The organism is Pseudomonas sp. NFACC25 (genome assembly GCF_900100935.1).
In the GTDB taxonomy this organism is placed as follows: Bacteria; Pseudomonadota; Gammaproteobacteria; order Pseudomonadales; family Pseudomonadaceae; genus Aquipseudomonas; species Aquipseudomonas marginalis.
On record NZ_FMUC01000011.1, the window covers coordinates 104255 to 130927 of the forward strand.

General features: G+C 61.3%; 23 protein-coding genes and 1 pseudogene. 12 read left to right on the plus strand and 12 right to left on the minus strand.

The annotated features are described in order from the left end of the window. Window positions 1–51 precede the first annotated feature (51 nt). The 3 genes from BLQ09_RS22835 to BLQ09_RS22845 all read right to left on the minus strand — a co-directional run bounded on the left by BLQ09_RS22835 (window position 52) and on the right by BLQ09_RS22845 (window position 2879). On the minus strand, window positions 52–999 hold the full coding sequence (locus tag BLQ09_RS22835) for a LysR substrate-binding domain-containing protein (protein WP_092358652.1): 948 nt from the start codon (window positions 997–999) through the stop codon (window positions 52–54). Next, entirely contained in the window at window positions 999–1847 is an 849-nt protein-coding gene (locus BLQ09_RS22840; RefSeq protein WP_027607853.1) for an EamA family transporter, read from the minus strand. Before BLQ09_RS22840 ends, BLQ09_RS22835 begins: the two co-directional genes overlap by 1 nt. Before the next feature lie 180 nt (window positions 1848–2027). Beyond that, complete coding sequence (locus BLQ09_RS22845) at window positions 2028–2879, minus strand: TauD/TfdA family dioxygenase (RefSeq protein WP_256568997.1); 852 nt, start codon at window positions 2877–2879, stop codon at window positions 2028–2030. A gap of 427 nt (window positions 2880–3306) precedes the next feature. Between BLQ09_RS22845 and BLQ09_RS22850 the strand changes: the two are divergent. From BLQ09_RS22850 to BLQ09_RS22905, 12 genes and pseudogenes are all read left to right on the plus strand, one after another. Beyond that, window positions 3307–3553 (plus strand): annotated as a pseudogene (locus tag BLQ09_RS22850) (hypothetical protein). 240 nt (window positions 3554–3793) lie between these two features. After that, the gene (locus BLQ09_RS22855; protein WP_016975008.1) at window positions 3794–4375 is read left to right on the plus strand and encodes an alpha/beta hydrolase; all 582 of its coding nucleotides are present in this window, start codon (window positions 3794–3796) and stop codon (window positions 4373–4375) included. A gap of 49 nt (window positions 4376–4424) precedes the next feature. Next, a complete protein-coding gene (locus BLQ09_RS22860; RefSeq protein WP_027607852.1) occupies window positions 4425–5345 on the plus strand; it encodes a sigma 54-interacting transcriptional regulator in 921 nt (306 codons plus the stop codon). A 149-nt stretch (window positions 5346–5494) separates the two neighbouring features. After that, window positions 5495–6277 (plus strand): MetQ/NlpA family ABC transporter substrate-binding protein, encoded by a 783-nt coding sequence (locus tag BLQ09_RS22865; RefSeq protein WP_027607851.1) that lies wholly within the window; start codon window positions 5495–5497, stop codon window positions 6275–6277. A gap of 449 nt (window positions 6278–6726) precedes the next feature. Beyond that, a complete protein-coding gene (locus BLQ09_RS22870; protein WP_027607850.1) occupies window positions 6727–7392 on the plus strand; it encodes an amino acid ABC transporter permease in 666 nt (221 codons plus the stop codon). Then, window positions 7373–8032: an amino acid ABC transporter permease gene (locus tag BLQ09_RS22875; protein ID WP_027607849.1), complete on the plus strand. Its 660-nt coding sequence runs from the start codon at window positions 7373–7375 to the stop codon at window positions 8030–8032. Before BLQ09_RS22870 ends, BLQ09_RS22875 begins: the two co-directional genes overlap by 20 nt. Then, window positions 8029–8805: an amino acid ABC transporter ATP-binding protein gene (locus BLQ09_RS22880; RefSeq protein WP_027607848.1), complete on the plus strand. Its 777-nt coding sequence runs from the start codon at window positions 8029–8031 to the stop codon at window positions 8803–8805. The genes BLQ09_RS22875 and BLQ09_RS22880 overlap by 4 nt, the downstream gene beginning before the upstream one ends. Continuing rightward, window positions 8802–9653 (plus strand): transporter substrate-binding domain-containing protein, encoded by an 852-nt coding sequence (locus BLQ09_RS22885; RefSeq protein WP_027607847.1) that lies wholly within the window; start codon window positions 8802–8804, stop codon window positions 9651–9653. The genes BLQ09_RS22880 and BLQ09_RS22885 overlap by 4 nt, the downstream gene beginning before the upstream one ends. A gap of 205 nt (window positions 9654–9858) precedes the next feature. Beyond that, on the plus strand, window positions 9859–10941 hold the full coding sequence (locus BLQ09_RS22890; protein ID WP_027607846.1) for an efflux RND transporter periplasmic adaptor subunit: 1083 nt from the start codon (window positions 9859–9861) through the stop codon (window positions 10939–10941). Continuing rightward, a complete protein-coding gene (locus BLQ09_RS22895) occupies window positions 10938–12008 on the plus strand; it encodes an efflux RND transporter periplasmic adaptor subunit (RefSeq protein WP_027607845.1) in 1071 nt (356 codons plus the stop codon). The genes BLQ09_RS22890 and BLQ09_RS22895 overlap by 4 nt, the downstream gene beginning before the upstream one ends. Beyond that, window positions 12005–15070, plus strand: coding sequence for an efflux RND transporter permease subunit (locus BLQ09_RS22900; RefSeq protein WP_092358654.1), 3066 nt, complete (start codon window positions 12005–12007; stop codon window positions 15068–15070). The genes BLQ09_RS22895 and BLQ09_RS22900 overlap by 4 nt, the downstream gene beginning before the upstream one ends. Before the next feature lie 221 nt (window positions 15071–15291). Continuing rightward, the gene (locus BLQ09_RS22905; protein ID WP_092358656.1) at window positions 15292–17463 is read left to right on the plus strand and encodes a glycoside hydrolase; all 2172 of its coding nucleotides are present in this window, start codon (window positions 15292–15294) and stop codon (window positions 17461–17463) included. A gap of 71 nt (window positions 17464–17534) precedes the next feature. On the opposite strand, the gene BLQ09_RS22910 is transcribed toward BLQ09_RS22905, so the two are convergent. The 9 genes from BLQ09_RS22910 to tcyN form a co-directional block, all read right to left on the minus strand. Continuing rightward, window positions 17535–18161 carry a class I SAM-dependent methyltransferase gene (locus BLQ09_RS22910; protein WP_027607842.1) on the minus strand — a complete coding sequence of 209 codons (627 nt, stop codon included), beginning with the start codon at window positions 18159–18161 and terminating at the stop codon, window positions 17535–17537. 39 nt (window positions 18162–18200) lie between these two features. Then, window positions 18201–18845 carry a methionine ABC transporter permease gene (locus BLQ09_RS22915; protein ID WP_027607841.1) on the minus strand — a complete coding sequence of 215 codons (645 nt, stop codon included), beginning with the start codon at window positions 18843–18845 and terminating at the stop codon, window positions 18201–18203. Then, the gene (locus tag BLQ09_RS22920; protein ID WP_092358658.1) at window positions 18835–19950 is read right to left on the minus strand and encodes a methionine ABC transporter ATP-binding protein; all 1116 of its coding nucleotides are present in this window, start codon (window positions 19948–19950) and stop codon (window positions 18835–18837) included. The genes BLQ09_RS22915 and BLQ09_RS22920 overlap by 11 nt, the downstream gene beginning before the upstream one ends. Continuing rightward, entirely contained in the window at window positions 19947–20762 is an 816-nt protein-coding gene (locus BLQ09_RS22925; protein ID WP_027607839.1) for a MetQ/NlpA family ABC transporter substrate-binding protein, read from the minus strand. Before BLQ09_RS22925 ends, BLQ09_RS22920 begins: the two co-directional genes overlap by 4 nt. An 83-nt stretch (window positions 20763–20845) precedes the next feature. Further along, on the minus strand, window positions 20846–22198 hold the full coding sequence (locus BLQ09_RS22930) for an LLM class flavin-dependent oxidoreductase (protein ID WP_092358660.1): 1353 nt from the start codon (window positions 22196–22198) through the stop codon (window positions 20846–20848). Beyond that, window positions 22198–23391: an SfnB family sulfur acquisition oxidoreductase gene (locus BLQ09_RS22935; protein ID WP_092358662.1), complete on the minus strand. Its 1194-nt coding sequence runs from the start codon at window positions 23389–23391 to the stop codon at window positions 22198–22200. Before BLQ09_RS22935 ends, BLQ09_RS22930 begins: the two co-directional genes overlap by 1 nt. A 24-nt stretch (window positions 23392–23415) precedes the next feature. Then, the gene (locus BLQ09_RS22940; RefSeq protein ID WP_027607836.1) at window positions 23416–24657 is read right to left on the minus strand and encodes an SfnB family sulfur acquisition oxidoreductase; all 1242 of its coding nucleotides are present in this window, start codon (window positions 24655–24657) and stop codon (window positions 23416–23418) included. Window positions 24658–24844: 187 nt separating this feature from the next. Then, a complete protein-coding gene (locus BLQ09_RS22945; RefSeq protein WP_027607835.1) occupies window positions 24845–25621 on the minus strand; it encodes a hypothetical protein in 777 nt (258 codons plus the stop codon). A 305-nt stretch (window positions 25622–25926) separates the two neighbouring features. Then, window positions 25927–26673, minus strand: coding sequence for an L-cystine ABC transporter ATP-binding protein TcyN (gene tcyN / locus BLQ09_RS22950; protein ID WP_027607834.1), 747 nt, complete (start codon window positions 26671–26673; stop codon window positions 25927–25929).

A 26673-nucleotide genomic window follows, 5' to 3' on the forward strand; every position in this document is an offset into this window, starting at 1 on the left:
CTTGGCAGGGTGCGGCCTTTTTTTTGCCTCCGTTTCAGTAACATCACACGATCAAAGTGCGCCAACCCCAGCGATTTGCGGATACCGGATTTCAACTTCTTGCTGAAACTTTCTAGCGCTCTCTTTGAGCCAGTCAATCAACCGAGCGATATCAGGTTCCGACTGCCGCCCATTCCTACAAATAACGTAGTACGCCGCCGGCGACATCATCAGCGGGCCGCCTAGTGTGACTAATGCACCTTCTTCCAACTGGTCATACACCAACGCTGTCCTGGCCAGCGCAATCCCGCCACCCTTCACTGCCAGACTGATTGCCAGGCTTGAGTCCGGAAAGCGCGGCCCATGGTGATAAGGCGCAGCTGCCAGGCCCTGGAACGCAAACCAGCTTTCCCACCCTGGACACACTTGATCGTCCACACGGTGAATGAGTGGATACCGCGCGATATCCGTCAGCGAAATATCGCCATTCATGCGTTGAAACTCCGGTGAGCAAACCGGGAACACGGCATCGCGCATCAGAAGCTCGGCATGATGATCCGGGTAGTCGCCGTACCCCATCACAATCGCAACATCGAATTGATGGGCACCGAGATTGGCGCTATTCATATCCGCACTGGTCAATACCAGGTCGAGATTGAATGAAGCGTCGGTGTGGGAACCATGCATTCTGGGGATTAGCCAGGTCGAACACAGGGACGAAGTGCACGAAAGATAAAGGGGCTGAGATTTGCGCGGATTCAGCGAGTGCAACACCGTCTCAAGGGTTTTGAAAAAATCATCGGTCACCGGCAACAAAGCCTGCCCGGCGGTTGTGAGGTTGACGCCCCGCGAATGGCGCTCGAACAACTGAACGCCCCACCACTCTTCCAGACCTGCGATCTGATGACTGATGGCACTGGCGGTGAGGCTCAACTCTGATGCTGCGCGGGCGAAACTGCCTGTTCGTGCAGCACTGACAAAGGCTTGCAGCATGGGTGTAGGTGGCGTACGTTGGCCCATCAGGTGCTCACTTTGATCAGGATGATCCCGCAAACAATGACGAACGCCGAAAGCATCCGCCGCCAGCCGAACCGCTCGTGAAAAAACAGCGCGGCAATAATGGCGCCGATAATAACACTGGTTTCCCGCAACGCTGAGACCTTGGCCACCGCATCCAGCGACAGCGCGAACAGCACCAGGCCGTAGGAAGTGAGGTAAAAAACGCCGCCCATTACGCCGACTTTCCAATGGTTGCGAATGGCCTCTGCGAATTCCAGACGTTTCTTGAAAAACGCCAGCGCCGGAATCGGAATGCTCTGGAATACCGTCAGATAGATGATGTATTGCAGCACCGTCTCACTGGCTCTGACACCTTTGGCATCCACCACTGTGTAGGACGCGATGAAAGCACCTGCGCACACCGCCATCAGAATTGGTTTGAACATACGCGCGGACATCCTGCGCACGAATGTCAGGCTGATAATGCCTACGCAAATCAGCAACACCCCCGCCATGGCATGAAACGATAGCTGCTCGTGCAGCAGGAAATAGGAAAACAGCGCGACTAAAACCGGTGGCACCCCGCGCATGACCGGGTAGACCTGCCCAAAGTCGCCGGTTTCATACGCTTTGATCAGAAACAATCGATAGGCCGTGTTGAGCACCACGGAAACCAGCACGTAGCCCCACACCTGCAGGCTTGGCGTATTCACCTGCGGCAGCGCCGCCAGGCAGATCAGCAACGCCGTACCATCGACCATGGCCAAGGTCATGAAGCGACTGCTCCCCGCCCGGACGACCGCGTTCCAGGTGGCGTGCATGAAGGCGGAGATCAAAACAAGGGTGATCGCGATGTTGGAGTTGTCCATGGGGCTCGGCTTGTGATGGGAATATGAAGTTGTGCCTTATGGCCAGCGAGGGATCATCGTTTGCGCAACCACATTCGTAACATGTATCGATTGAGATCTTTCAAAGAGACTGCGTCATCAATCTCTAAGCGCGGAGCGCTCTTATCGATGAAATGCGTTCGGGTATGGAGAAACTTGTTGTCAGCTGAAATAAGAACCTGCCCTGGGTTCAAGCAGCACTCGATGTTGAACTGAAGATTGATCAAGGACTGTATCTAGAAAATCCAATGCATGTATTTGCGCCAGGGTTAATGGCGCTCCCGCTTTGATGTGGGCCGATTCGATATAGACGCGGAAGTACCTAATTAAAGGGATGCCCTCATTTGAAAAGCTCAAGATTGGCGCTTTGAATAATTGTTCTTCCTCCGCCATACCTCGATTTTCAAAATAGAAATCGCACTTAAGTTCTTCCAGTACCTCAGGGAATGCCATTAATTCAGCGTATACCGCACTTGCGTCTATCAGAATACTTTCGCCGCCGAGTAAGGCTTTCTGGCCACAAGCCAGAATCAAATAATCGATAGGGAGCGGATCGCTTACGCCATCGTTATGGACATATGCGCCCTGACGGGTCTGATGATATCTCGCACCTTCTTCAATGCTTTTACCTCCCCGGTCATACACCTCAATAACCCTATGGCCAAGATGGTTCTGCACCATTGGTGCTCCCAGCAAAGAGCCCAACGTCCATATCAAAGATTTGAAGCCTGCAAGATCATCGACTTTAAATCCATCTAGGATAAGGACGTGTTTTTCGTGATCAACGATTTTTCGTATATTGCGCAGTTCTGCGCTGAGGGTCTGCGAGTGATGGGGGGCGATGTAAGCAGGCTTTGCATCGAATCGATTAGTTTGATCATCCGGTTCGGAGCTGGCTTTTGCGCTCAGTAGTTCGTTGAATGCGGTTTTAGAAAGCCTGACTTTAGAAATTTCGTGGTGGAAAGTACTTATATTTATATTCATTGCGAGCTTTACGGGGTTGGTTGGAGTCAATATTTAACTAACCTCACCACTCTCCGGAAAAGCGAAAAGTCGTCAGCGGAGCCATAAAAAACCGTCATGGAAGATATGTCCTACAAGAAAGTTCATCAGGTGATCGATGCTGGCATTTCGTCATGATTTGTAAAGGGCCGGCAAGCCGTGTCCCTTTAAATTGCAGGACGTTTCCGAGACAATCCCCGCCGCCTTGTGACTGTTGAATGGATGGCTAGTCTTCGGCCCGTCGCTGGTTTTCAGCGATCGGGTTTAGCAGCCTGAGTTCAATAGGCACACGGTTCACATCCGCGTTTATGGTGGCTGTGCGTGGGGCACCCTCGGGTGCGCTGGTGTTCCTATTGGCCAGTCTGCTAACCCGCGTACAGCTGCCACCTATCGTTTAGCCGCGTTAGTGGTCGCTCCCGTGTTCAATAGGAGTTACACCATGACCAAAGCACTTCCCGACCCACCCGTTGACTGCCTTGTCGCCAACGAAAACCTCAGTTTCGAAGACGCCCAACTTTATATCGCTCACCTGATCCACAGCGCATCGGCCACCGTGGGACTGTTGTGAGCACCTGCAGCCGCACGACCGCGCGAAAGTCCATGCGGTGTGGCATTTGCTGGAAACGGCCAAGACCGTGGTGGATCGCACCATCGACTGCATGCCTCGTACCAATCACGTCATCTAAAACCACTGCAAATTGAATGTGAAATCGAGTCAATGTGGGAGGGGGCTTGCCCCCGATAGCGGTCCGTCAGCTAAAAATAGGTGGCTGACCCATCGCCATCGGGGGCAAGCCCCTCCCACATTTTGATCTCATGCGGGTTTGAGTTTTTGGTTATTAATAAATAGCTTCTTATTCCTTAACGAATATAACCCTCGTCCCTATACTGTCCTACAACGTTAAACGCTGCAGGAGGGCACACCCATGCACAGCGAGTCGATTCGTTATCTGATCGTGCCGGGCTGGCAAGGATCGCCAGAAGATCATTGGCAAAGTCACTGGCAGAACAGCCTGCCCAACAGCGCACGCGTGGAGCAGGCCGATTGGCTCACACCGCGCCGTGAAGATTGGGTCGCCGCGCTGGCCGAGGCGATCGCCGCCGACAGCACGCCGGTGATCCTGATCGCCCATAGCCTGGGCTGCATCACCGTGGCCCATTGGGCGGCCACTGCCCCGGTGCAGTTCCTGCGGCAGGTGCGCGGTGCCTTGCTGGTGGCTCCGGCGGACGTTGAACGGCCAGCCTGCTCGCCGGCCCTGCGCAACTTTGCGCCGATCCCGACCGACCTGCTGCCGTTTCCCAGCCAGGTGGTCAGTTCCGATAACGACAGCGCCGTCAGCGCCCCCCGGGCCCTGGAGCTGGCGCGTAATTGGGGCGCCGAAGCCGGCATCCTGTCGGGGGCCGGGCATATCAATGTGAAGTCCGGTCACCAGCGCTGGGAGCAGGGGTTCGCCTACCTGTATCGCCTGCAAAGCCGCCTCGAGCATCACGCCCGGCGCACCGCCTGATATTTTTTCAACGCCCCGTCCCTGAGTGGATTTGGGGCGGGAGCCTGCCATGAGTCTGCATGAAACCTTCGGTCAGCCGCTGCTGACCTTCCCCGACGCCGAAAAAAGCCCGCTGAGCATCCGCGCCAAGGCGCTGGTGTTTGTCGACCCGCGCTCGCGCAAGCTGCGCGAAGACCTGGAAAACCTGGCCCCGCGCGCCTTGCCCGTATTGATTCGAGGCGAGACCGGCAGTGGTAAAGAATTGCTGGCGCGGCATATTCACCGGGGCAGCGACCGCTCCGGTTTGTTTGTCTCGGTCAATTGCGGCGCCATCAGCCCAACCTACGCCGACGCCGAGTTGTTTGGCTATGCCGCCGGCGCCCACAGCGGCGCGGCCAGCAGCCGGGCCGGGTGGTTTGGCTCGGCCAATGGCGGCACGTTGTATCTGGATGAGATCGGCGACTTGCCGCTGCCGATCCAGGTGAAACTGCTGGCGGCCCTGGAAAACCATGAAGTCACCCGCGTGGGCGCCCACCAGCCGAGTCCGGTGGACGTGCGCCTGGTGGCCGCCACCAGCATCGACCTGGCCCAGGCCGTGGCCGCCGGCAAGTTTCATGAGAGGCTGTTCCATTACCTGAGCGAAGGCCAGCTGGACTTGCCGGCATTGCGTGAGCGGGTGGGCGATATCCTGTCGTTGGCCGAGTACTTCCTCGGCATCTACAGCCAGCGCCTGGACCTGCCGGTGCCGCTGATCAGCGATGCGGCCCAGCGCGTCCTCGAACACCACAGCTGGCCGGGTAATACCCGCGAGCTGGAGAACGTCATCCACTTCGCCTTGCTGGTGAGCAGCGGCGACGAAATTCTGCCCGAACACCTGAACCTGCCGGTGGCGGGGTCGCCCTTGGAGCAAGTGCAGCGCATCTTCGCCAATGCCAGCCCGGCTGAGCGGGAAACCTTGCGCAGCTTTCTAAGCGAACAAGCCGCTACATGAGCAAAATGGAATATCAACGTGAATAAAAGATATTGTTCGGGAATAAAAAATCTAGGTATTGTCCATTCCACGCCGCGATAGCACTTCGCTGGCACACCACCTAAAAAACGGTCGTCAGAGACGCCCCGGATTTCCGATAAGGACACTGCATGAAAAAGGTTCTGTTGTTTACCGCATTGGCGGCTGCCCTGACTGCAAGCTTCGCCCAGGCCAACGAGAAACTGGTGGTGGCCGCCACCCCGATCCCGCACGCCGAGATCCTTGAGCTGGTCAAGCCGACCCTCGCCAAAGAAGGCGTGGACCTGGAAATCAAAGTCTTCACCGACTACGTACAGCCAAACGTACAGGTTGCCGAGAAGCGCCTGGACGCCAACTACTTCCAGACCCTGCCGTACCTGGAAAACTTCAACAAGGGCAAGGGCACCAACCTGGTCACCGTGGTTGGCGTGCACGTTGAACCCTTCGGCGGTTACTCGAAAAAGATCAAGAATATTTCCGAGCTCAAGGATGGCGCCACCGTGGCTATCCCGAACGAAGGCTCCAACAGCGGCCGCGCCCTGTTGCTGCTGCAGAAAGCCGGTGTGATCACCCTGAAAGACCCGACCAACGCCCTGGCCACGCCGAAAGACATCGCCAGCAACCCGAAGAACCTGAAGTTCAAAGAGCTGGAATCGGCCCTGCTGCCACGGGTGCTGGACCAGGTTGACCTGGACTTGATCAACACCAACTACGCCCTGGAAGCTGGCTTGAACCCAGCCAAGGACGCGCTGATCATCGAAGATGCCAAGTCGCCGTACGTGAACTTCCTGGTGGCGCGCCCGGACAACAAGGACAGCGACGCTATCCAGAAGCTGTCCAAGGCCCTGACCAGCCCGGAAGTCAAAGCCTTCATCGAGAAGAAGTACAACGGCGCAGTCGTGCCCGCGTTCTGATGTAAGCCAAAACCCCCTTCAAGGTTTCAACGCCGACGGCTACTACAGCGTCGGCGTTTTTTATGCCTGGAATTTGGAATGCAATAAAAATGTGGGAGGGGGCTTGCCCCCTCCCACATTTGATCTTCATCTCACAGTGGATTTTCAGCGTGTCAGAGCGCGCGGCTATTGATCGCCCTGCGCAACGCCACCAACCATTTCACCAGCTCCTGCGGATCAATCGGTTTCGCTTTGTTCATTGTTCATTCCCTCGAAACACAGACCCCCCAACCATAGTCGTCACCTGGAAAACCTGCGAATCCGTCGGTTATCTTTTTGGGTGATATCAATATGCTATTTCGGTATTTAAATTTTACTTTTTATACCTTTAAAGTTCGCGCTACCCGGCGTTACCCACGCCGGATCGGACGGCGCTCGCCGCATTACCCCTGCGGCGTCATGGACTCACAATGACCTTCGATTTCGCTTTTATCCTCAGCACCCTGCCGGCGTTTTTGAACGCCGTGGGCGTCACGCTGCAAGTGGGCCTGATCGCCATTGCCACCTCGTTGCTGGTGGCGCTGATCAACGCTGCACTGCTGGTGTTTCGCACGCCGTACCTGTCGCGCCTGGTGGCGCTCTATGTGGAACTGGCGCGCAATACACCGCTGCTGATCCAGCTGTTCTTCGTGTACTTCGCCTTGCCGGCCCTGGGTTTGAATATCTCCGGGTTCTGGGCGGCGATCATCACCATGACGTTCCTCGGCGGTGCCTACCTCACCGAAGTGCTGCGCGCCGGTGTGGAAGCGGTGCCGCTGGCGCAGATCGAGTCGGGCAAGTCCATCGGCCTGTCGGACTGGCAACTGCTGCGCCATGTGATCCTGCCCCAGGCCGGCATCCTCAGCCTGCCGGCGTTGTTCGCCAATTTCATTTTCCTGCTCAAGGAGACCACCGTGGTCTCTGCCGTGGCGGTGCCGGAGATTCTCTACACCACCAAGAGCTACATCGCCCTCTACTACAAGACCTACGAAATGCTCGCCGTGCTGACGCTGATTTGCGTGCTGCTGTTCTTGCCGCTGTCGCTGCTGCTCAGCCGACTGGAAAGGAGGCTCCAGAATGGCCAGTTCGGGTCTTGAGTTGTTGTGGGTGTCGTTGCCGCAATTGGGCAAGGGCGCTGCGCAGACCCTGTCGATTTCGTTGTTGAGCATCGCCTTCAGTACGGTCGGCGGCGTGTTGTATGGCGTGCTGCGCACCTTGAACAACAGGCTGGTCAACGCGGTGCTGCGGGTTTACCTGGAGCTGTTCCGGGCGATTCCGGTGCTGGTGTGGTTGTATCTGCTGTTCTTTGGCCTGCCGATCTTCTTTGGCCTGAGCATCCCCAGCTTCTGGTGCGCGGTGCTGGTGTTGTCGCTGTGGGGCGCCAGCGAAGTGGGCGAAGTGGTACGCGGCGCGTTGCATTCGCTGCCCCGCGGCCAGCGCGAAGCCGGCCTGTCGATTGGCTTGTCCGACCCGCAGTTGTACGGCTACGTGTTGCTGCCCCAGGCCCTCAAGCGCATGACGCCGCCGACCATCAACGTCTACACGCGCATCATCAAGACCAGTTCCCTGGCGGTGCTGATCGGCGTGGTGGACGTGATCAAGGTCGGCCAGCAAATCATCGAGCGCACCTATGAGTCGGTGTTGATCTACGGCGCGCTGTTCCTGTTTTTCTTCTTTATCTGCTACCCGTTGTCGGCCGCCTCCAAGGTGCTGGAACGGCGCTGGGCCCAAGCATGAGCGCATTGATCGAGTTCCAGGGTTTCAACAAATTCTTCGGCGACCAGCAGGTGCTCAAGGGCATCGACCTGAGTGTGCAAAGCGGCGAAGTGGTGGTGATCCTCGGCCCCAGCGGCTGCGGCAAAAGCACCTTGCTGCGCTGCCTCAACGGCCTGGAAGTGGCCCATAGCGGCAGCCTGCGGTTTGCCGGCAAGGAGTTGTTGGATAAAACCACCGACTGGCGCCAGGTGCGCCAGGACGTGGGCATGGTGTTCCAGAGTTACCACCTGTTCCCGCATATGAGCGTGCTCGACAACATCCTGCTCGGCCCGCTGAAAGTGCAAAAGCGCGAGCCGCGCGAAGCCCGCGCGCAGGCCGAGAAGCTGCTGGCCCGCGTAGGCCTGGCGGAAAAGCGCGACGCCTTCCCGCGCCAGCTCTCCGGCGGCCAGCAGCAACGCATCGCCATCGTCCGCTCGCTGTGCATGAACCCTCAGGTCATGCTGTTTGACGAAGTCACTGCCGCCCTCGACCCGGAGATGGTCAAGGAAGTGCTGGAGGTGATCCAGGGCCTGGCCCGCGATGGCATGACCCTGCTGATCGTCACCCACGAAATGGCCTTCGCCCGCGCCGTCGCCGACCGCGTGGTGTTTATGGAGGCCGGTCGCATCCTCGAACACAACACCCCCGAAGAATTCTTTACGAACCCGCAAACCGCACGCGCGCAGCAGTTCCTGGAGAAGTTCTCCTTTGTCTCAACACTGCCCAAGAAAACCAAGGAACTGGAGCTGCTATGAAAAAGTTACTGCTGCCACTGTTGGCCGTCGCCTTACTGGCCGGCTGCGATAAAAAGGCCGAAGAGCCTGCTAAACCTGCTGCCGCCGTCAGCTACCTCGACAAGATCAAGGCGCGGGACAAGCTGATCGTCGGCGTATTCACCGACAAGCCACCGTTTGGCTTCGTCAACGAAGCGGGCCGCTATGTCGGTTTCGATACCGACATCGGCCGCCAATTCGCCAAGGACCTGTTGGGCGATGAGAACAAAGTCGAATTCGTCGCCGTCGAGCCGGCCAGCCGTATTCCGTTCCTGCAAAGCGACAAGGTCGACCTGATCCTCGCCAACATGACCGTGACGCCCGAGCGCAAGGAAGCAGTGGACTTCACCAACCCCAACCTGAAAGTCGCGGTGCAGGCGTTGGTGCCCCAGGACAGCGCGGTCAAAAGCCTGGATGACCTGGCCACCCGCACCACCATCGTCACCACCGGCACCACTGCCGATATCTGGCTGACCAAGAACCACCCGGACTGGAAACTGCTGAAGTTCGAGAAAAACTCCGAGTCGCTGCAAGCGCTGTCGGCCGGGCGTGGCGATGCTTATGCGCAAGACAACCTGGTGCTGTTCAGCTGGGCCAAGCAGAACCCGGGCTACCGCGTGCTGGAACAGAAGCTCGGTGACGAAGCGCCCATCGCCCCGGCGGTGAAGAAGGGCAATATCGAACTGCGCGACTGGGTGAATGCCGAGTTGGCGAAGCTGGGTGAGGAGAAATTCCTGCTCAAGCTCTACGACCAATATGTGCGCAAGGAGCTGAGCGATGACACCAAGCCTGAGAGTGTGATCGTTGAAGGCGGGAAGTGGCAGGGCTAGTTCTGCGCTGACTGTTATGCCGCTATCGGGAGCAAGCTCCCTCCCACATTTGAATGTATTCACACGTCACATGTGCGAGAGGACTTGCCCCCGATGAGGCCGATGAACTCACCTCAATACGCCTTCCCCATGCAGATAAGGAACCCTGAACTAAGCTCACAGTCGCATACACACTGGCACATCGCATCGCGCACAAGGAGTCTGCATGGGCGGTCGTATTTCCATCTGTATCGTCGGTCTGGGTTTAGTGGTGTTGCTGAGCGCGTGTGGCCAGGAAAAAGCTGAGCCCAAGGCCCATTCGCGGGTTTTTGTTCAAACCGTACAACCCGCCGATTTCGCCGCGGCCGTCACGCTGACCGGAGATATCCAGGCCCGCGTGCAAACCGATTTGTCCTTCCGGGTCGGCGGCAAGATCATCCAGCGCATGGTGGATGTGGGCGATCGCGTTAAAGCCAGGCAGGTGCTGGCCAGGCTCGACCCCAAGGATCTACAGACCAACGTCGACTCCGCCCAGGCCCAGGTCGTGGCCGAGCAGGCGCGGGTCAAGCAAACCGCCGCCGCGTTTGTGCGCCAGGAAAAGCTCCTGCCCAAGGGCTACACCAGCCGCAGCGAATACGATTCCGCCCAGGCCGCGCTGCGCAGCAGCCAAAGTGCCCTGGCCGCCGCGCAGGCACAGTTGGCCAACGCCCGTGAACAACTCGGCTATACCGCGCTGATCGCGGATGCGCCGGGGGTGATCACCGCGCGCCAGGCCGAAGTCGGTCAGGTGGTGCAGGCCACCGTGCCGATTTTCAGCCTGGCCAGCGATGGCGAGCGCGATGCGGTGTTCAACGTCTATGAGTCACTGCTGGTTGAGCCGCCACCGGATGCGCCGATCACCGTCAGCCTGCTGGATAACCCGAGCATCAAGGCCGTGGGTAAAGTGCGTGAAGTCACACCTGCTGTGGCCGCCAATACCGGCACGGTGCAAGTGAAGATCGCCCTGCAATCGTTACCCGAAGGCATGCGGCTTGGTTCGGTGGTCAGTGCCACCGCCAATGGCCCGGCCAAGGCGAGTATCGAGCTGCCCTGGTCGGCGTTGACCAAAGACCTCAGCGAGCCCGCCGTATGGCTGGTGGACGGCGAGGGCAAGGCGCAACTGCACAAGGTCACGGTGGCGCGTTACCTCACCGGCAAAGTGATTATTGGCGACGGCCTCAAGGGCGGCGAAAAAGTCGTGGTGGCCGGTGGGCAATTGCTGCACCCCGGCATGCTGGTCGAGATTGCCCAGCCAGGAGCCCAGCCATGAAGCGCCTGACGGTTGTACTCGCCGCCAGCCTGTTGCTGATGGCCTGCTCCAAGGAAGAACCGGCGCCCGAGCCCGTGCGCCCGGTGCTGTCCATGGAGGTGAAGTCCGAGGACCAGGAAACCCTCGGCCGTTTCGCCGGCACCATCCAGGCGCGCTATGAAAGCAATCTGGGCTTTCGCGTCCCCGGTCGCATCGCCCGGCGTGCCGTGGATGTGGGCGCCGAAGTGGACAAGGGCGCCTTGCTCGCGGTGCTCGACCCTACCGACCAACAGAACCAATTGCGCGCCGCCCAGGGCGATTTGGCACGGGTGCAGGCCCAGTTCATCAACGCCCAGGCCAATGCCCGTCGCCAGCAGGAGCTGTTCAACCGTGGCGTCGGCGCCCAGGCCCAACTGGACGTGGCCCAGACCGACCTGAAGACCACCCAGGCCTCCCTCGACCAGGCCCAGGCGTCGGTCAACCAGGCCAGGGACCAGCTCAACTACGCCGAGCTGCGCACCGACCACGCCGGCATCGTCACCGCCTGGAATGCCGAGGCCGGCCAGGTGGTCAGCGCCGGTCAGCAAGTGGTGACCCTGGCGCGCCCGGACATCAAGGAGGCGGTCATCGACCTGCCCGCCGGCCTCGCCGAGCGCCTGCCGGCGGATGTGGTATTCCTCGTCGCCGGGCAACTCGACCCCAGCGTCCACACCACCGCCACCGTGCGCGAGATCGAACCCCAGGCCCAAAGCGCCACGCGCACCCGTCGCGCGCGCCTGACCCTGGCCGAAACGCCGCCCGCGTTCCGTCTTGGTACGGCGATCAGCGTGACCTTGAGTTCGGCCATCGCCCCACGCATCGAATTGCCCCTGAGCGCCTTGCAGGAAGTCGACGGCAAGACCCGCATCTGGATCCTCGATACCCAAAGCCAGACCGTGCAACCGCGCGATATCACGGTGCTTAGCCGTGACGCTGACAGCGCCTTGCTCAACGGCGGCGTCAAACCCGGCGAGCGTATCGTTACCGCCGGCGTGAACAGCCTGAAGCCCGGGCAGAAAGTCAAAATCGACGAGGACAGCCCGCGATGAAAGGCAGCTTCAACTTATCCGACTGGGCCCTCAAGCATCAGTCCTTCGTCTGGTACCTGATGTTCGTCGCGCTGCTGATGGGCGTGTTCTCCTACATGAACCTGGGCCGCGAGGAAGACCCCTCGTTCACCATCAAGACCATGGTGATCCAGACCCGCTGGCCGGGCGCGACCCAGGAAGAAACCCTCAAGCAGGTCACCGACCGCATCGAGAAAAAGCTCGAGGAACTCGACTCCCTCGACTATGTGAAAAGCTACACGCGACCGGGTGAATCCACGGTGTTCGTGTTCCTCAAGGACACCACCGGCGCCAAGGCGATTCCGGAGATCTGGTACCAGGTCCGCAAGAAGATCGACGACATTCGCGGCACCTTCCCCCAGGGCTTGCAGGGACCGTCGTTCAACGACGAATTCGGCGATGTGTTCGGCTCGGTGTACGCCTTTACCGGCGACGGCCTGTCGATGCGCCAGTTGCGCGACTACGTGGAGCAGGTGCGCGCCGAGATCCGTTCGGTGCCGGGGCTGGGCAAGGTCGAGATGATCGGCCAGCAGGACGAAGTGATTTACCTGAACTTCTCCACGCGCAAACTGGCGGCCCTGGGCATCGATCAGCGCCAGGTGGTGCAAAGCCTGCAATCGCAGAACGCGGTGACCCCCGCCGGGGTGATCGAGGCCGGGCCGGAGCGCATCTCGGTGCGTACCTCGGGGCAGTTCGCCTCGGAGAAAGACCTGGCCAACGTCAACCTGCGTCTCAATGACCGCTTCTATCGCCTGGCGGATATCGCCGAGATCAGCCGTGGCTATGTCGACCCGGCGCGGCCGATGTTCCGTTTCAACGGCAAGCCGGCGATTGGCCTGGCCATCGCCATGCAGAAGGGCGGCAATATCCAGTCGTTCGGCAAGGCGCTGCACACGCGCATGGACGAACTGACCGCCGACCTGCCGGTGGGCGTCGGTGTGCATAAGGTCTCCGACCAGGCCGAAGTGGTGGAGGAGGCCGTCGGCGGTTTTACCAGCGCACTGTTCGAAGCGGTGATCATCGTGCTGGTGGTGAGCTTTATCAGCCTCGGCATGCGCGCCGGGCTGGTGGTGGCGTGCTCGATTCCACTGGTGCTGGCGCTGGTATTCGTGTTCATGGAATACAGCGGCATCACCATGCAGCGTGTGTCGCTGGGTGCGTTGATCATCGCCCTCGGCCTGTTGGTGGACGATGCGATGATCACCGTGGAGATGATGATCACGCGCCTGGAAAAAGGCGAAACCAAGGAGCAGGCGGCGACCTACGCCTACACCTCCACGGCATTTCCGATGCTCACCGGTACGTTGGTGACCGTCGCCGGCTTCGTGCCGATTGGCCTCAACGCCAGTTCGGCAGGCGAGTACACCTTTACCCTGTTCGCGGTGATTGCCGTGGCGATGCTGGTGTCGTGGGTGGTGGCGGTGCTGTTTGCGCCGGTGATCGGCGTGCATATCCTCAGCGCCAAGGTGAAACCCCACAGCGCCGAGCCGGGGCGCATCGGCCGCGCGTTCAATGGCGGCATGCTGTGGGCCATGCGCAACCGTTGGTGGGCCATCGGTATCACCGTGGGACTGTTCGTGGCGTCGGTGTTCTCCATGCAGTTTGTGCAGAACCAGTTCTTCCCGTCGTCGGACCGCCCGGAAATCCTCGTCGACCTCAACCTGCCGCAAAACGCCTCGATCAACGAGACGCGCAAGGCCGTCGACCGCCTTGAAGCGATCATCAAGGACGACCCGGACATTGCACGCTGGAGCACTTATATCGGCCAGGGCGCGATCCGTTTCTACCTGCCCCTCGACCAGCAACTGGAAAACCCCTACTACGCGCAACTGGTGATCGTCAGCAAAGGCCTGGAAGAGCGCGGTGCCTTGATTGCGCGCCTGCAAAAGCGCCTGCGCGACGACTTCGTGGGCATCGGCAGTTTCGTGCAGCCGCTGGAAATGGGCCCGCCTGTAGGGCGTCCGATCCAGTATCGCGTGTCCGGCAAAGACACCGACCAGGTGCGTAAACACGCCATCGAACTGGCGACCCTGCTGGATAAAAACACCCACCTGGGCGAGATCATCTACGACTGGAACGAGCCGGGCAAAGTGCTGCGCATCGACATTGCCCAGGACAAGGCGCGCCAGCTTGGGCTGTCCTCCGAAGACGTGGCACAACTGATGAACAGCGTGGTCAGCGGCGCCTCGGTGACCCAGGTGCACGACGATATCTACCTGATCAGCGTGGTCGGCCGTGCCGAGGACGCCGAGCGCGGTACGCCGGAAACCTTGCAGAACCTGCAGATCGTCACGCCCAACGGCACCTCGATCCCGCTGCTGGCCTTCGCCACGGTGCGCTATGAGCTGGAGCAGCCGCTGGTGTGGCGTCGCGACCGCAAGCCGACCATCACCATCAAGGCCTCGGTGCGCGATGAGATGCAGCCGACCGACCTGGTCAAGCAGCTCAAGCCGGAGATCGACCAATTCAGCGCCGGCCTGCCGGTGGGCTACAAGGTCGCCACCGGCGGCACCGTGGAAGAAAGCGGCAAGGCCCAAGGCCCGATTGCCAGCGTGGTGCCGTTGATGCTGTTCCTGATGGCGACGTTCCTGATGATCCAGCTGCACAGCGTGCAGAAGATGTTCCTGGTGGCCAGTGTCGCGCCGCTGGGGCTGATCGGCGTGGTGCTGGCGCTGATCCCCACGGGCACGCCCATGGGCTTTGTGGCGATCCTCGGCATCCTGGCGCTGATCGGCATCATCATCCGCAACTCGGTGATCCTGGTGACGCAGATCCACGAGTATGAAGTGGCCGGCTACACGCCGTGGGACGCGGTGGTGGAAGCCACCGAGCATCGGCGCCGGCCGATCCTGCTCACGGCGGCGGCGGCGAGCCTGGGCATGATCCCGATTGCCCGCGAAGTGTTCTGGGGGCCGATGGCCTACGCGATGATCGGCGGGATCATTATCGCCACCTTGCTGACGTTGTTGTTCCTGCCGGCGCTTTATGTGGCCTGGTACAAGATCCGTGAACCAAAGCAGAAGCAACAGGAACAACACGGTTAAAAATGTGGGAGGGGGCTTGCTCCCGATGACGGTGGGTCAGCAAAAAATATTTGTCTGACCCACCGCCATCGGGAGCAAGTCGAATCGTCGCACCGCCCCTCCCACAATTGATCTCAACTGGGCATTTGAGACGTGGGAAACTTCCGCAAGTGAAGCCTGTTGCCCCGGCCAACCGTTGAGTGCTTTACCCTCCGGCCTCCACCTCTCAACGGTCGCCTGCCATGAACCGTCTGCGTCATACCTTGCTGATCTGCTGCTTCCTGTCGCCCCTGGCCTTTGCCGGCACCGTATTGGAAAACCCGTTGTGGCGAGTCGAACTCGACCCGGCCACCCTCGCCATCCGTGTGACACCCAGTGGCCAGCCCCAGGTGCAGGCCTCCGACGGCGTAGCGGCGCGTGCCGTCAGTCAACTGGCACAAAGCGCGCAACAGGTCAGTTGGCAATGGGACGACGGTGCCTATCGCCTGACCGCCAGCCTTGAGCAGCGCGACCTGGTGCTGTCGATCACGGCGCGGGAAGCCGGAGAGCTGCCGATTCTTCTGCAACCGGCGAGCGCCATGGGCCGAGGGTTGATGTGGCCGTTGGCCGAGGGGCATTACGTGCCGGCCGGCCATGCCATGTGGAACGCTTTCCTGGTGGCGCAGGGTGACATCAACACCACCCAGGACCTCAGCCTGCCGCTGTGGGGCGTCGATCACGGCGCCTTCACCCTCAACTGGCTGCTGACCAATCCCTATAACAACCGCCTGCGCTGGCGGGGCCAGGCGTTGTCGCTGGCCCATGAGTTCACTTCGCTCGGGCCTGCCGCCCCCATGACCCTGTTGTTGCACCTGGGCGAAAGCGATCCGCTGGCCGGGGCCAAGCGCTATCGCCAATGGTTGGTCGCGCAGGGTCGCTATGAGCCCCTGGCAGACAAGCTGCGGCAAACCCCTGAGGCTGAAAAGCTGCTGGGCGCCAGCCATGTCTACCTGTGGGGCAATGACCTGCTGGCACCGGAGGATGTGCGTGATTGGCCGTTGTTGCTCCAGCGCTTGCGCGCTCATGAACTCAGTGGCCTGTTGGACAAGGACTCCGCAGCGGTGCTGGCGCAGCCCCGCGCCTTGAATCGCTACGAACAAAGCGTGTTGTTGCGCGGCCTCAACGCCGCGATCAACAGGAAGGCCCGGCAGAGTTGGCAGGTGGACGAGCCCGATATGACCCGTCTTGCCGCGCGCTATGGCGAGTTGCGTCGCGAATTGGCCGTGGACTTTGCCGGCGCCCTGCGCGATAGCCCCGGCACCTGGGGCAGCCAGGTGGTACAGACGCTGCGCGACGCCGGGCTGCCACGCTTGATGCTGACCCTGGGCGAAGGCTGGGAAGGCGGCCTCTGGCACCCAGAGACCATCCGCGCCGGTGTCGACGTCGGCTACCTGATGGCGCCCTACGACTCCTACCAAACCGCGTTGTCCGCCACCGAAAACCCCGACTGGACCACCGCCCACCTGGGCAGCCAGGCTTACCGCGACTGCGCCATCGTGTTGAAGGACGGCACGCTCAAGACCGGCTTCCAGCAGTCCGGCCACTACACCGACCCGCGCTGCGTGCGGCCTCTGCTGGAGGCGCGGGTGAAAGCCGTGCAGGCCGTGGCCGGCTTCAACGCCTGGTTTCTCGATGCGTACGCCACCAGCATGCTGTTCGACAGCTACCGCACCAACGCACCGATGACCCAGGCGCAAAACGCCGAAGGCAATATCGATGCGTCCCGCTGGCTGAACACCACGCTGCAATTGCCGACCGGCTCCGAAGACGGCAACGCTATTACCGCCCGGGGCATCCTGTTCGCCCATGGCATGCAAACCCCGGTGCTGGGCTGGGGGGATCGCGACATGACCCAGGACAAACAGTCGCCCTACTACGTGGGCAACTGGTACCCGCCGGAACAACCGGCGGTGTTCTTCAAGTCGGTGCCGCTGAACGAGCCGTTTCGCACCCTCTACTTCGACCCGACGCTGCGCCTGCCGCTGTATCAGGCGGTGTTCCATGGCTCGGTGATCACCACCCATCACTGGCTGTTCGACAGCCTCAAGCTGAGCAATGTGCGGGCTGAAAATGAGCTGACCCAACTGCTCTACAACGTGCCGCCGCTGTATCACCTGAGTGCTGCGACGCTCAAGGCGCGGCTGCCGCTGATCCAGCGCCAGGATCGATTTTTCCGACCGCTGCATGAGCGCCTGGCCACCCAGGCGATGACCGGGTTTCGCTGGCTGACGGCGGATCGGCAGGTGCAGGAAACCACGTTTGCCGATGGCACGCGGTTGGTAGCGAATTTTTCCACGGGGTCGAGAGAGGGGGTTGCGGCGAGGAGTGTGACAGCGGTGGTGGATGGGACATCGGTGGTGTATCAGGTGCAGTAGGGGTGTCCATCAGTCCGTCATCGGGGGCAAGCCCCCTCCCACAGGGGCATGCATTCCAAATGTGGGTTGACTCAAGCCTTGCGCCAAACGCTGGCCAACCAGGGCTGCTGGGGTCGAGGCAACCCGGCGGGTCGGTAGTAATGCTCCAGTTCCACGAAGCCGGCGGCGGTGAGCAGTGCCTGCCAGGCCTCGAGGTCGTGATAGGAACCATAGCGCGGCCCGTTCCAGCCTTCCTGGTTCTCACCCCGTGGATTGGAACTGAACAGCACACCGCCGGGCTTCAACGCCCCATGCAGTTGCTTGAGCACACGGGGCAATTCCTGCTTGGGGATATGAAACAGCACCGCATTGGCAAAGATCCCGTCAAAGCGTTCGGCGGGCAGATCCAGCTTGAGGAAGTCCTGCTGCAACACCTCACAGCCGCTGTCTTCGCGCGCCATCTGCGCAAACCGCTCGGAGCCATCCAGGCCGACGGCGATATGCCCCAGGCGCGTAAAGGTCTGCAAGTCCCGCCCCGGCCCGCAGCCGAAATCCAGCACGGTAAAGGGCGCCGAGCCCTGGATATGCCGCAGCAGCGCGTCGATGTTCTGGCTCACATCGTGATCGCGGGTGCCTTCACGAAAGCTCTCGGCCACGCTGTTGTAGTGGCCGAGGGTGGTGGACGTGATCTGGTCGAGGTCGTCGGGCTTGAGGGGCATGGTGATGAATACCGGGCACTGAGATGGCCCGACTATACCTCACCTCTTGTTCAGCACTCGCGCCAGGCGATCGCCGCCGAGTTGAATCACCGCCACCAGGATCACCAGCAGCACAATCACCGTAAGCATGATCTGCGTATCAAAGCGCTGGTAGCCATAGCGATAGGCAATGTCGCCCAAGCCACCGGCCCCGATCGCCCCGGCCATGGCCGACGAGTTGATCATGGTCACCAGGGTGATGGTGAACCCGCCGACAATCCCCGGCAGCGCCTCGGGCAGCAGTACATGCCAGATGATGTGCCAGCGCCGGCAACCCATGGCCTGGGCGGCTTCGATCAGGCCGTGGTCGACCTCGCGCAGACTCACTTCGGCGATCCGCGCGAAGAACGGTGTGGCGGCGATGGTCAGCGGTACGACCGCCGCCCACACGCCATAGGTGGTGCCGACGATCAGCCGCGTGAACGGGATCAGCGCCACCATCAGGATCAAAAACGGAATCGAGCGGAACAGATTGACGAACGCCCCCAGCACCCGGTTCAGCGTCGGCGCCTGGTAGATGCCGCCCTTGTCACTGGTCACCAGAAACACCGCCAGCGGAATCCCCACCAGCAAGGCGATCAACGACGACACGCCGACCATCAACAAAGTGTCGATGGCGCCTTGCACCAAACGATCAAACCACATAGCCCAGCACCTCCACCTGTTGTGCCCAGTTCGCAGCGCGGTTGCGCAGTTCTTCGCTGTTATGGGGTGAGCCATTCACCGCCAGCAGCAGTTGCCCCAAGGCATGCCCCTGGATCCGTTCGACACCGCCCTGCAGTAAGCGCACGCGCCCGCCGAGGGCGCTGAACAGCGCGGCCAGGTCCGGTTCATCGCTGGCACTGCCGGTGAACTGCAAGCGCAGCACCACGGCGGCGTCCGGCGATTCAGGCTGGGGGTGCAAACGGCTTTGCAGTTCTTCCGGCAGCCCATGTTGCAGCGGCGCCAGCAGGGTCTGGCTGACCTCATGTTGCGGGTTGCCGAACACTTGCCACACCGGGCCTTGCTCGACGATGCGCCCGTGTTCCAGCACCACCACGCGGTCGCAGATGTCGCGGATCACCGCCATCTCATGGGTGATCAAGACGATGGTCAGGCCCAGGCGCCGGTTGATCTCGCGCAACAGGCCGAGGATCGATTGGGTGGTCTCCGGGTCGAGGGCCGAGGTGGCTTCGTCGCACAGCAGGATCTGCGGGTCGTGCACCAGCGAACGGGCAATGCCCACGCGCTGTTTCTGCCCACCGGACAGCTGCGCCGGGTAGGCCTTGTGCTTGTCCTGCAAGCCGACCAATTCCAGCAGCTCGCGCACTTTTTGCTCACGCTGGGGCTTGGGCACGCCGGCGACTTTCAGCGGCAATTCGACGTTCTGCCACACGGTCTTGGCCGACATCAGGTTGAAGTGCTGGAAGATCATGCCGATACGTCGGCGCAGCGCCACCAGGTGGTCTTCGTCGAAGTCGCCGATGTCCACCTGATCGATCAGCACGCGCCCGCTGCTGGGTTGTTCCAGGCGGTTGATGGTGCGGATCAGCGAGGACTTGCCGGCGCCGCTGCGGCCGATAATGCCGAACACTTCACCGCGCTGGATCGCCAGGTCGATGCCTTGCAAGGCATGCACGCCGCCGTCGTAGGTCTTGCCCAGGTTGATAAAGCGCACGTGCGCGCGGTTCAGGTCCGGATGCAGTTCTGTCTGTTCGGCGTCCCTGGGCGGTGAGCCCAGGTCGCGCAGTCGAGCGTGGGCGGCGGTCATTTTTTATCTTCCCAACCGACTTGGTAGAGCTTGCCGAGGGATTTATCCAGGGCGGCACGCACCACCGGCGAGTGCTGGTAGATGTCGACGAACTTGATCACGCGCGGGTCGGTTTTGCTTTTTGGCTGGATCACGAACTGGATCACGTATTCCGGGTGGTCGAGGCCGTCGAACAGCAGCGCCGACTCGGCATCGAAGGTCTTGGACAGGCGGATGTAGGCCGGGTAGCCCTGCACCAGGTCCGCGTCGTCATAGGCGCGCACCAGTTGCACGGCCTCGACTTGCAGGATCTTGATCTTCTTCGGGTTGCTGACGATGTCTTCTTCGGTGGCCTTGTAGCCCACGCCCGGCTTGAGGGTGATCAAGCCGGCCTTGGCCAGCAGTTGCAGGCCGCGACCGCTGTTGATCGGGTCGTTGGCAATCGCCACGCTGGCGCCCTGGGGCAGGTCGTTGATGCTTTTGTACTTTTTCGAATACAGCCCGACGTTGTTGATGATGCCCGGCGCGTACGGCACCAGGTCAAAACCGGCGGCGGTCTTGGCGTTTTCCAGGAACGGGATGTGCTGGAAGTAGTTCACGTCAATATCGCCGGCGGCCAGGCTGACGTTGGGCGCGATCCAGTCGGTGAACTCCACCAGCTCGACCTTCAAGCCTTGCTTGCCGGCTTCGGCGACGGCGGCCTCCAGGGGAATCGCGAAGGCGGCGGTGGTGCCGATTTTCAACGGTGCATCGGCGGCGAACACCGCCGAGCTGAACAACCCGAAGGCCAGGGCCAGTGCTTTGACTGGGTTATTGAGGAATGTCTTTTTCATAGTGGCTTTCCAGTCATAAGGTATTAGGGCAAACAATGCAGATCCAATGTGGGAGGGGGCTTGCCCCCTCCCACCTTTTTTGTTCAGTGGCGGTAGGTAGATCCGGTGTGTTGTTCGGGTAGGCGAGCACTGCCGTGGAAGACCTTTTCCCGCAGCGTGCCGCTCTCATATTCGGTCTTGTACGACCCCCGCTTCTGCAACTCCGGCACTACCAGGTCGATAAAATCCACATAGCTTTCCGGCGTGACAATGCGCGTGAGGTTGAAGCCATCCAGCCCGGTTTCGCTGATCCAGGATTCCAGCTCGTCAGCGACCTGTTCGGGGGAGCCGACCAGGGTGATATAGCGCCCGCCGAGGGCATGCTGTTCGAGCAACTTGCGTCGGGTCCAGTCGTTGTTCTGCAGATTCTTGGTGGCCGACTGGATCGCGTTGCTCTTCACGTACTGGATCGGCTCGTCCAGTTCGTACTGGGCAAAATCAATCGCGGTGGACGCCGAAAAGTGCGCGACGCCGGCCTCCGCGCTGGCATAGCTCAGGTACTCGGCATGCTTGGCCCAGGCCAGTTCTTCGGTGGCGCCGACGATCACGTTCAGCCCCATGAACACCTTGATGTCATCCGGGTTGCGCCCGGCCTCGACCGCGCTGGCGCGCACCTTGTCCACCTGCACCTTGGTCGCGGCCTTGTTCTGCCCGCTGATGAATACGCACTCGGCATGGCGCCCGGCGAACAACAGGCCACGGTCTGAACTGCCGGCCTGGAACAGCACCGGCGTACGCTGCGGCGACGGCTCGCACAGGTGATAACCCTCCACCTGGTAGAACTCGCCATGGTGCTCGACCTTGTGCACCTTGCCCGGCTGCGCATAGACCCGCGCCTGCGGATCGTTGAGCACCGCGTCGTCTTCCCAGCTGCCTTCCCAGAGTTTGTAGAGCACCTCCAGGTATTCATCGGCCTGGTCGTAGCGCCGGTCATGCTCGACCTGTTCGGTGAGGCCCATGGCCTTGGCGGCGCTGTCGAGGTAGCCGGTGACGATGTTCCAGCCCACCCGGCCGCGGCTCAGGTGGTCGAGCGTGGACATGCGCCGGGCGAACAGGTACGGCGGCTCATAGGTGAGGTTGGCGGTGAGGCCGAAGCCGAGGTTTTTGGTCACGGCGGCCATCGCCGAAACCAGCAACAGCGGGTCATTGACCGGCAGCTGGATCGACTCCTTGAGCGGCACATCAATGGAGTTCTGGTACACGTCATACACGCCGACGATATCGGCGATGAACAAACCGTCGAACAGCCCGCGCTCCAGGGTTTGCGCGAGGTCGGTCCAGTACTCGATGCTTTTGTACTGGGTGGACGTGTCCCGTGGATGGGTCCACATACCGTGGTTGATATGCCCGATGCAGTTCATGTTGAAGGCATTGAGCAGGATATTTTTCTTTGCCATCAAATGGTCCCCCGCAGTGGCGGGTTTTCAGCGTTGAGGTAGTAATTGCCCACAGCGTGGTACTTCCAGCGCACCGGGTCGTGCAGGGTGTGCACGCGGGCGTTGCGCCAGTGGCGGTCGAGGCCGTGCTCGGCGAGGGTGGCCTGGCTGCCAGCCAGCTCGAACAGGGTGCTGCCGGCGGCCAGGGAAATCTCGGTGCTCAAGGCGCGGACTTCAGCGACGGCGATGGACGCTGCCGCCACGGTCTCTGCATTGCTGTCGGCCTGGGCGCGATCGAGGTAAACACCGGCACGTTCCAGCAAGGCTTCAGCGGCGTGCAGGCGAATGCTCAGGTGGCCGAAGCTCTTCAGGGTCAGCGGGTCTTCGGTGGCCTTGTCGTTGCCGGAGTCGATCCATGGGCGGGTCTTGGTACGCACAAAGTGCAGTGCATCTTCAAAGGCGGCGCGGGCGATGCCGGTGTCGATGGCGGCGTGAAGAATCTGCGCCAGCGGGCCGACCGTGGTCGGGCGTTCGAAAGCGCTCTGGAACGGGATCACGTCGTGGGCAGCAACCCACACGTTATCGAACACCACCGAGCCGCTGCCGGTGGTGCGCTGGCCGAAGCCGCTCCAGTCGTCAATGACCGTCAGGCCTTCGCTGTCACGGGGGACAAAGGCCAGTTGCTGGATGCCGTGCTCATCCACCACCGAGGTAGGAATGCGCTGGGCATAGATCGCGCCGGTGGCGTAGAACTTGCGACCGGTGATGCGGAAGCCGTCGCCGTCGCGGGTGATGGACGTAACACGGTCGTGGGCGGTCCTGGTGCCCAGTTCTGCCAGGGCGTTGCCGAAACGCTGGCCGGCGAGTACGTCGGCGTACAGGCGTTGTTGCTGTTCAGGGCTGCCATTCACGCGCAGCACTTCGAGGGCATAGAAATGGTTTTGCGGAATCTGGCCCAGGGAGGCATCCGCCTGGGCGATCAGGGCAATGACCTTGGCCAGGGTCACGTTGGAAACCCCCGCGCCGCCAAATGCCTTGGGCACGCTGATGCCCCACAGGCCGGAGCGCGAGAACACGTCCAGTTCGGGCAGCGGCAGGCGGCGTTCGCGGTCGCGCTGGGCGCTGTCGCGGCGCAAGTCTTCGGCCAGGTCGCTGGCGACAATAAGGGCCTGTTCGTCGCTGGTGATAACCGCGACACGGTGAGAAAAGGTCATGAGTTTCTCCAGAGGTCTGGTCGGTTAAATCCAGGAATGGCGAGCCGGCAACGTGCCGTTCAAGCGATAGGCGCCGACGGCGTGATACTTCCAGCGCACCGGGTCGTGCAGGGTGTGCACCCGGGCGTTGCGCCAGTGACGGTCGAGGTTGAATTCGGCGAGGGTGGCGCGGCTGCCGGCCAGTTCGAAGAGCTTTTCGCTGACCAGCAACGACACTTCAGTGGTGAGCACCTTCGCTTCGGCCACGGCAATCGACGCACGCGCGGCGGACTGTGCGGTGATCGGCGCGGCGCTGACCTGGTCCAGCACTTGCCCGGCCTTGCGCAACAGCGCCTCGGCGGCGTGCAGTTCGATCTTCAGCTTGCCGATATCGGCGATCACGTAGAGGTCATCGCTGGCGCGCTCGACCTTGGCGTCGATCCACGGGCGCGAACGCTCCCGCACAAAGGCGATGGTGTCATCCAGCGCGCCACGGGCGATGCCGGCGTCGATGGCGGCCTGGATCAGTTGGGAAACGGCGCCCTGGATAGTCGGGCTTTCGCCGATGCGCCAGTTGTCTACGACCAGTTCGGCGTCCACGGGCACGCGGTCCAGCAGCACGGTGCCGCTGGCGGTGGTGCGTTGGCCGAAGCCCGACCAGTCATCCACGATGCGCAGCCCTGCGGTGCCACGGCGTACAAACGCCATGACCTGCTTGCCGTCGTCGTTCAGCGCCTTCACGGCCACCCAATGGGCAAACAGCGCGCCGGTGGAGTAGAACTTCTGGCCGCTGATCACGTAACCATCGCCCTGGGCGGTGATGCGCGCCTTGAGCTCCAGGGTGTTTTTGGTGCCGCGTTCAGGTCCGCCATTGCCGATGCGCCAGCCGTCGAGCACGCTCTGGAACAGGTGCTCTTTCTGACGCTCGGTGGCGGCGCCCTGCAACACCTGCAGAATGCCGAAATGGTTCTGCGGGATCTGCCCGAGGGCCGGGTCTGCCGCGCTGATGATCGCGAACACCTCCGCCAGGGTGGTGAACGACACCTGTGGGCCGCCGTATTCGCGGGGGATGGAAATACTGCCCAGCCCACTGCGGGTGAATTGTTCGATCTGCGCCCACGGCAGCTTGCGTTGCTGGTCACGCTGGGCGGCTTGCAGGCGCGCGGCCTGGGCCAGCTCATGGGCAGCCTTCAGCGCCTCTGCATCGTTGCGCAGCACGGTGGCCGGCAACAGCAGGGGAGCAACGTCCAGATCACTCTGGGGGGGTGTTAGAGCCAAGTTAGACATCAGCGCCGCTCCTTGGCTGCACGTAATGCCCTGGCGTTATGCACCGGGGTAATTCTGACCATACCGACCTCGCATTCAATGAAATAAAAACAGAAAAATCAGAGATGTCCGGTGGTCCGGTGCATATACCCTAAGCGTGTTAAATATTTAAATAAACTAACTTTTGGGAATATGCATAGAAGGTCTGTCACCCCGGTTCACAGGGTGAGCCGAGGGGCCGTGGTTGGTAGACCCGCGCGGTCCCGGCCGGCTGGCTCGGCGCGCAGGCGGCAATGCGCAACGTACGTGTGGGCGCCCAGCGCGAATTGTTGCCGACACGATCGAGAATGCAGTACGTCACCTCCAGGCGGCTGTCGTCACCGGCCTCGACAATCACCGTCGAAGGCACCCACACCTGCACGACCACCCCGACGGCTTTGGCCTGGATCCTGGGCAGGTCCATGCGTACGTCTCCCCAGCGCAGGGTGATGGCATCGCCCGTGGCCATGTTCAGGTAAGGCGCGATGGTCAGCGGAATGCCCCGTCGCACCTGGCGACCGTTGACGCCGTAGCGACGGATGGACTCGGGCAAACCGACGGGGGCGAGGTTGTGGTTTTCGTCGCTGTACAGGGGGGAGGGCTGGCCGCCGGGGTATCGGGTCTTTACACACACACCTTTCACGGCCGAGCGGGCAGGTGCACGCCCGACTTGCATGACCTGGTAATGCACCTGGGCCAGGCCGTCCAGCACAAAACTTTCCGGCACCCGCAGATGGGTCGGCGAGCCGACCTTGCACGCGCTCACCCTGCGTGAGGCGGCAAAGCAGTTGTTCCAGAACAGTTCGATCAGGTCGCCCTCATCCATGCCGGGGTAAGGCGCGATGTCCACCTGCAGTTGACTGGCCGCCAGTGCGTTGATGCCGTGCCGGTTAGCCTGGGGCAAGGTGGGGGCCGTGAGCAGGGCCGGGGTTGCAGTGCGCGTCATAAGTAATCTCCTTGATGCAGCCAGCAGCAATCGTTCCAGCCCCGTGGCGCGGGTGCGCAGGTGGGCTGAAAGGAACGATTCAGTGAGTAGCCGGGATAGGATCCAATCCTCTGGACGCTAGATAAGAGGGTTGACCAAGGAGCGTCAATGGCGGCAAAAGGCTAAACGGCAGGTTGGAGCAGATTCAGAAGGGTCTGACTGGGCGGGGGATTTTTGGATCAGGGAGACGGCGGGTTTACGCGTGGATGGCGAGGGTTTTCTGTAGGAGCAGATTGTGTGGTGAGGGAGCAAGCTCCCTCGCCACATCAGTGGGCGAGGAACTTGCTCAGGAACTGCCGGGTGCGTTCTTCCTTGGGGTTGGCGAACAACGCCTTGGCTTCGCCTTGCTCCACGATCACGCCCTTGTCGAAGAAGATCACCCGGTTGGCCACATCGCGGGCAAAGCTCATTTCGTGGGTGACGATGACCATGGTGCGGTTTTCTTCGGCGAGGCTGCGGATGGTCGCCAGCACTTCGCCCACCAGCTCCGGGTCCAGCGCCGAGGTGGGTTCGTCGAACAGGATCACCTCCGGTTCCATGGCCAGCGCGCGGGCAATCGCCACGCGCTGTTGCTGGCCGCCCGACAAGCGCCGTGGGTAGGCGTCTTCCTTGCCCGCCAGGCCGACCCTCGCCAGCAGCTTGCGCCCAAGGGCAACAGCGGCTTCCCGCGGCATCTTCTTGACCACGGTCGGCCCTTCGATGACGTTTTCCAGCGCTGTGCGGTGGGGGAACAGGTTGAAGTTCTGGAACACAAAACCCACGTGCTGGCGCAGGCGCCGTACCAGGCCTTGTTGCTGGTTGAGCGGTTTGCTGCCGTCGATCTGGATGTCGCCCACCTTGATCCGGCCGCTGGTGGGTTCTTCGAGGAAATTCAGGCAGCGCAGGAAGGTGGTCTTGCCGGAACCGCTGGGGCCGATGATGGCGACGACTTCGCCTTCCTTGACCTCCAGGTCGATGCCGTTGAGTACCACCTGACCGTTGAATTGTTTGGTCAGTTTTTCAACCACGATCAT

Coding starts and splice junctions, on each gene's coding strand:
- BLQ09_RS22875 (WP_027607849.1), top strand. CDS start 7,373: ATGGCCAGTTCGGGTCTTGAGTTGTTGTGGGTGTCGTTGCCGCAATTG.
- BLQ09_RS22860 (WP_027607852.1), top strand. CDS start 4,425: ATGAGTCTGCATGAAACCTTCGGTCAGCCGCTGCTGACCTTCCCCGAC.
- BLQ09_RS22885 (WP_027607847.1), top strand. CDS start 8,802: ATGAAAAAGTTACTGCTGCCACTGTTGGCCGTCGCCTTACTGGCCGGC.
- BLQ09_RS22930 (WP_092358660.1), bottom strand. CDS start 22,198: ATGGCAAAGAAAAATATCCTGCTCAATGCCTTCAACATGAACTGCATC.
- BLQ09_RS22890 (WP_027607846.1), top strand. CDS start 9,859: ATGGGCGGTCGTATTTCCATCTGTATCGTCGGTCTGGGTTTAGTGGTG.
- BLQ09_RS22935 (WP_092358662.1), bottom strand. CDS start 23,391: ATGACCTTTTCTCACCGTGTCGCGGTTATCACCAGCGACGAACAGGCC.
- BLQ09_RS22865 (WP_027607851.1), top strand. CDS start 5,495: ATGAAAAAGGTTCTGTTGTTTACCGCATTGGCGGCTGCCCTGACTGCA.
- BLQ09_RS22895 (WP_027607845.1), top strand. CDS start 10,938: ATGAAGCGCCTGACGGTTGTACTCGCCGCCAGCCTGTTGCTGATGGCC.
- BLQ09_RS22905 (WP_092358656.1), top strand. CDS start 15,292: ATGAACCGTCTGCGTCATACCTTGCTGATCTGCTGCTTCCTGTCGCCC.
- BLQ09_RS22910 (WP_027607842.1), bottom strand. CDS start 18,161: ATGCCCCTCAAGCCCGACGACCTCGACCAGATCACGTCCACCACCCTC.
- BLQ09_RS22925 (WP_027607839.1), bottom strand. CDS start 20,762: ATGAAAAAGACATTCCTCAATAACCCAGTCAAAGCACTGGCCCTGGCC.
- BLQ09_RS22870 (WP_027607850.1), top strand. CDS start 6,727: ATGACCTTCGATTTCGCTTTTATCCTCAGCACCCTGCCGGCGTTTTTG.
- BLQ09_RS22940 (WP_027607836.1), bottom strand. CDS start 24,657: ATGTCTAACTTGGCTCTAACACCCCCCCAGAGTGATCTGGACGTTGCT.
- BLQ09_RS22855 (WP_016975008.1), top strand. CDS start 3,794: ATGCACAGCGAGTCGATTCGTTATCTGATCGTGCCGGGCTGGCAAGGA.
- BLQ09_RS22835 (WP_092358652.1), bottom strand. CDS start 999: ATGGGCCAACGTACGCCACCTACACCCATGCTGCAAGCCTTTGTCAGT.
- BLQ09_RS22945 (WP_027607835.1), bottom strand. CDS start 25,621: ATGACGCGCACTGCAACCCCGGCCCTGCTCACGGCCCCCACCTTGCCC.
- tcyN (WP_027607834.1), bottom strand. CDS start 26,673: ATGATCGTGGTTGAAAAACTGACCAAACAATTCAACGGTCAGGTGGTA.
- BLQ09_RS22880 (WP_027607848.1), top strand. CDS start 8,029: ATGAGCGCATTGATCGAGTTCCAGGGTTTCAACAAATTCTTCGGCGAC.
- BLQ09_RS22900 (WP_092358654.1), top strand. CDS start 12,005: ATGAAAGGCAGCTTCAACTTATCCGACTGGGCCCTCAAGCATCAGTCC.
- BLQ09_RS22840 (WP_027607853.1), bottom strand. CDS start 1,847: ATGGACAACTCCAACATCGCGATCACCCTTGTTTTGATCTCCGCCTTC.
- BLQ09_RS22915 (WP_027607841.1), bottom strand. CDS start 18,845: ATGTGGTTTGATCGTTTGGTGCAAGGCGCCATCGACACTTTGTTGATG.
- BLQ09_RS22920 (WP_092358658.1), bottom strand. CDS start 19,950: ATGACCGCCGCCCACGCTCGACTGCGCGACCTGGGCTCACCGCCCAGG.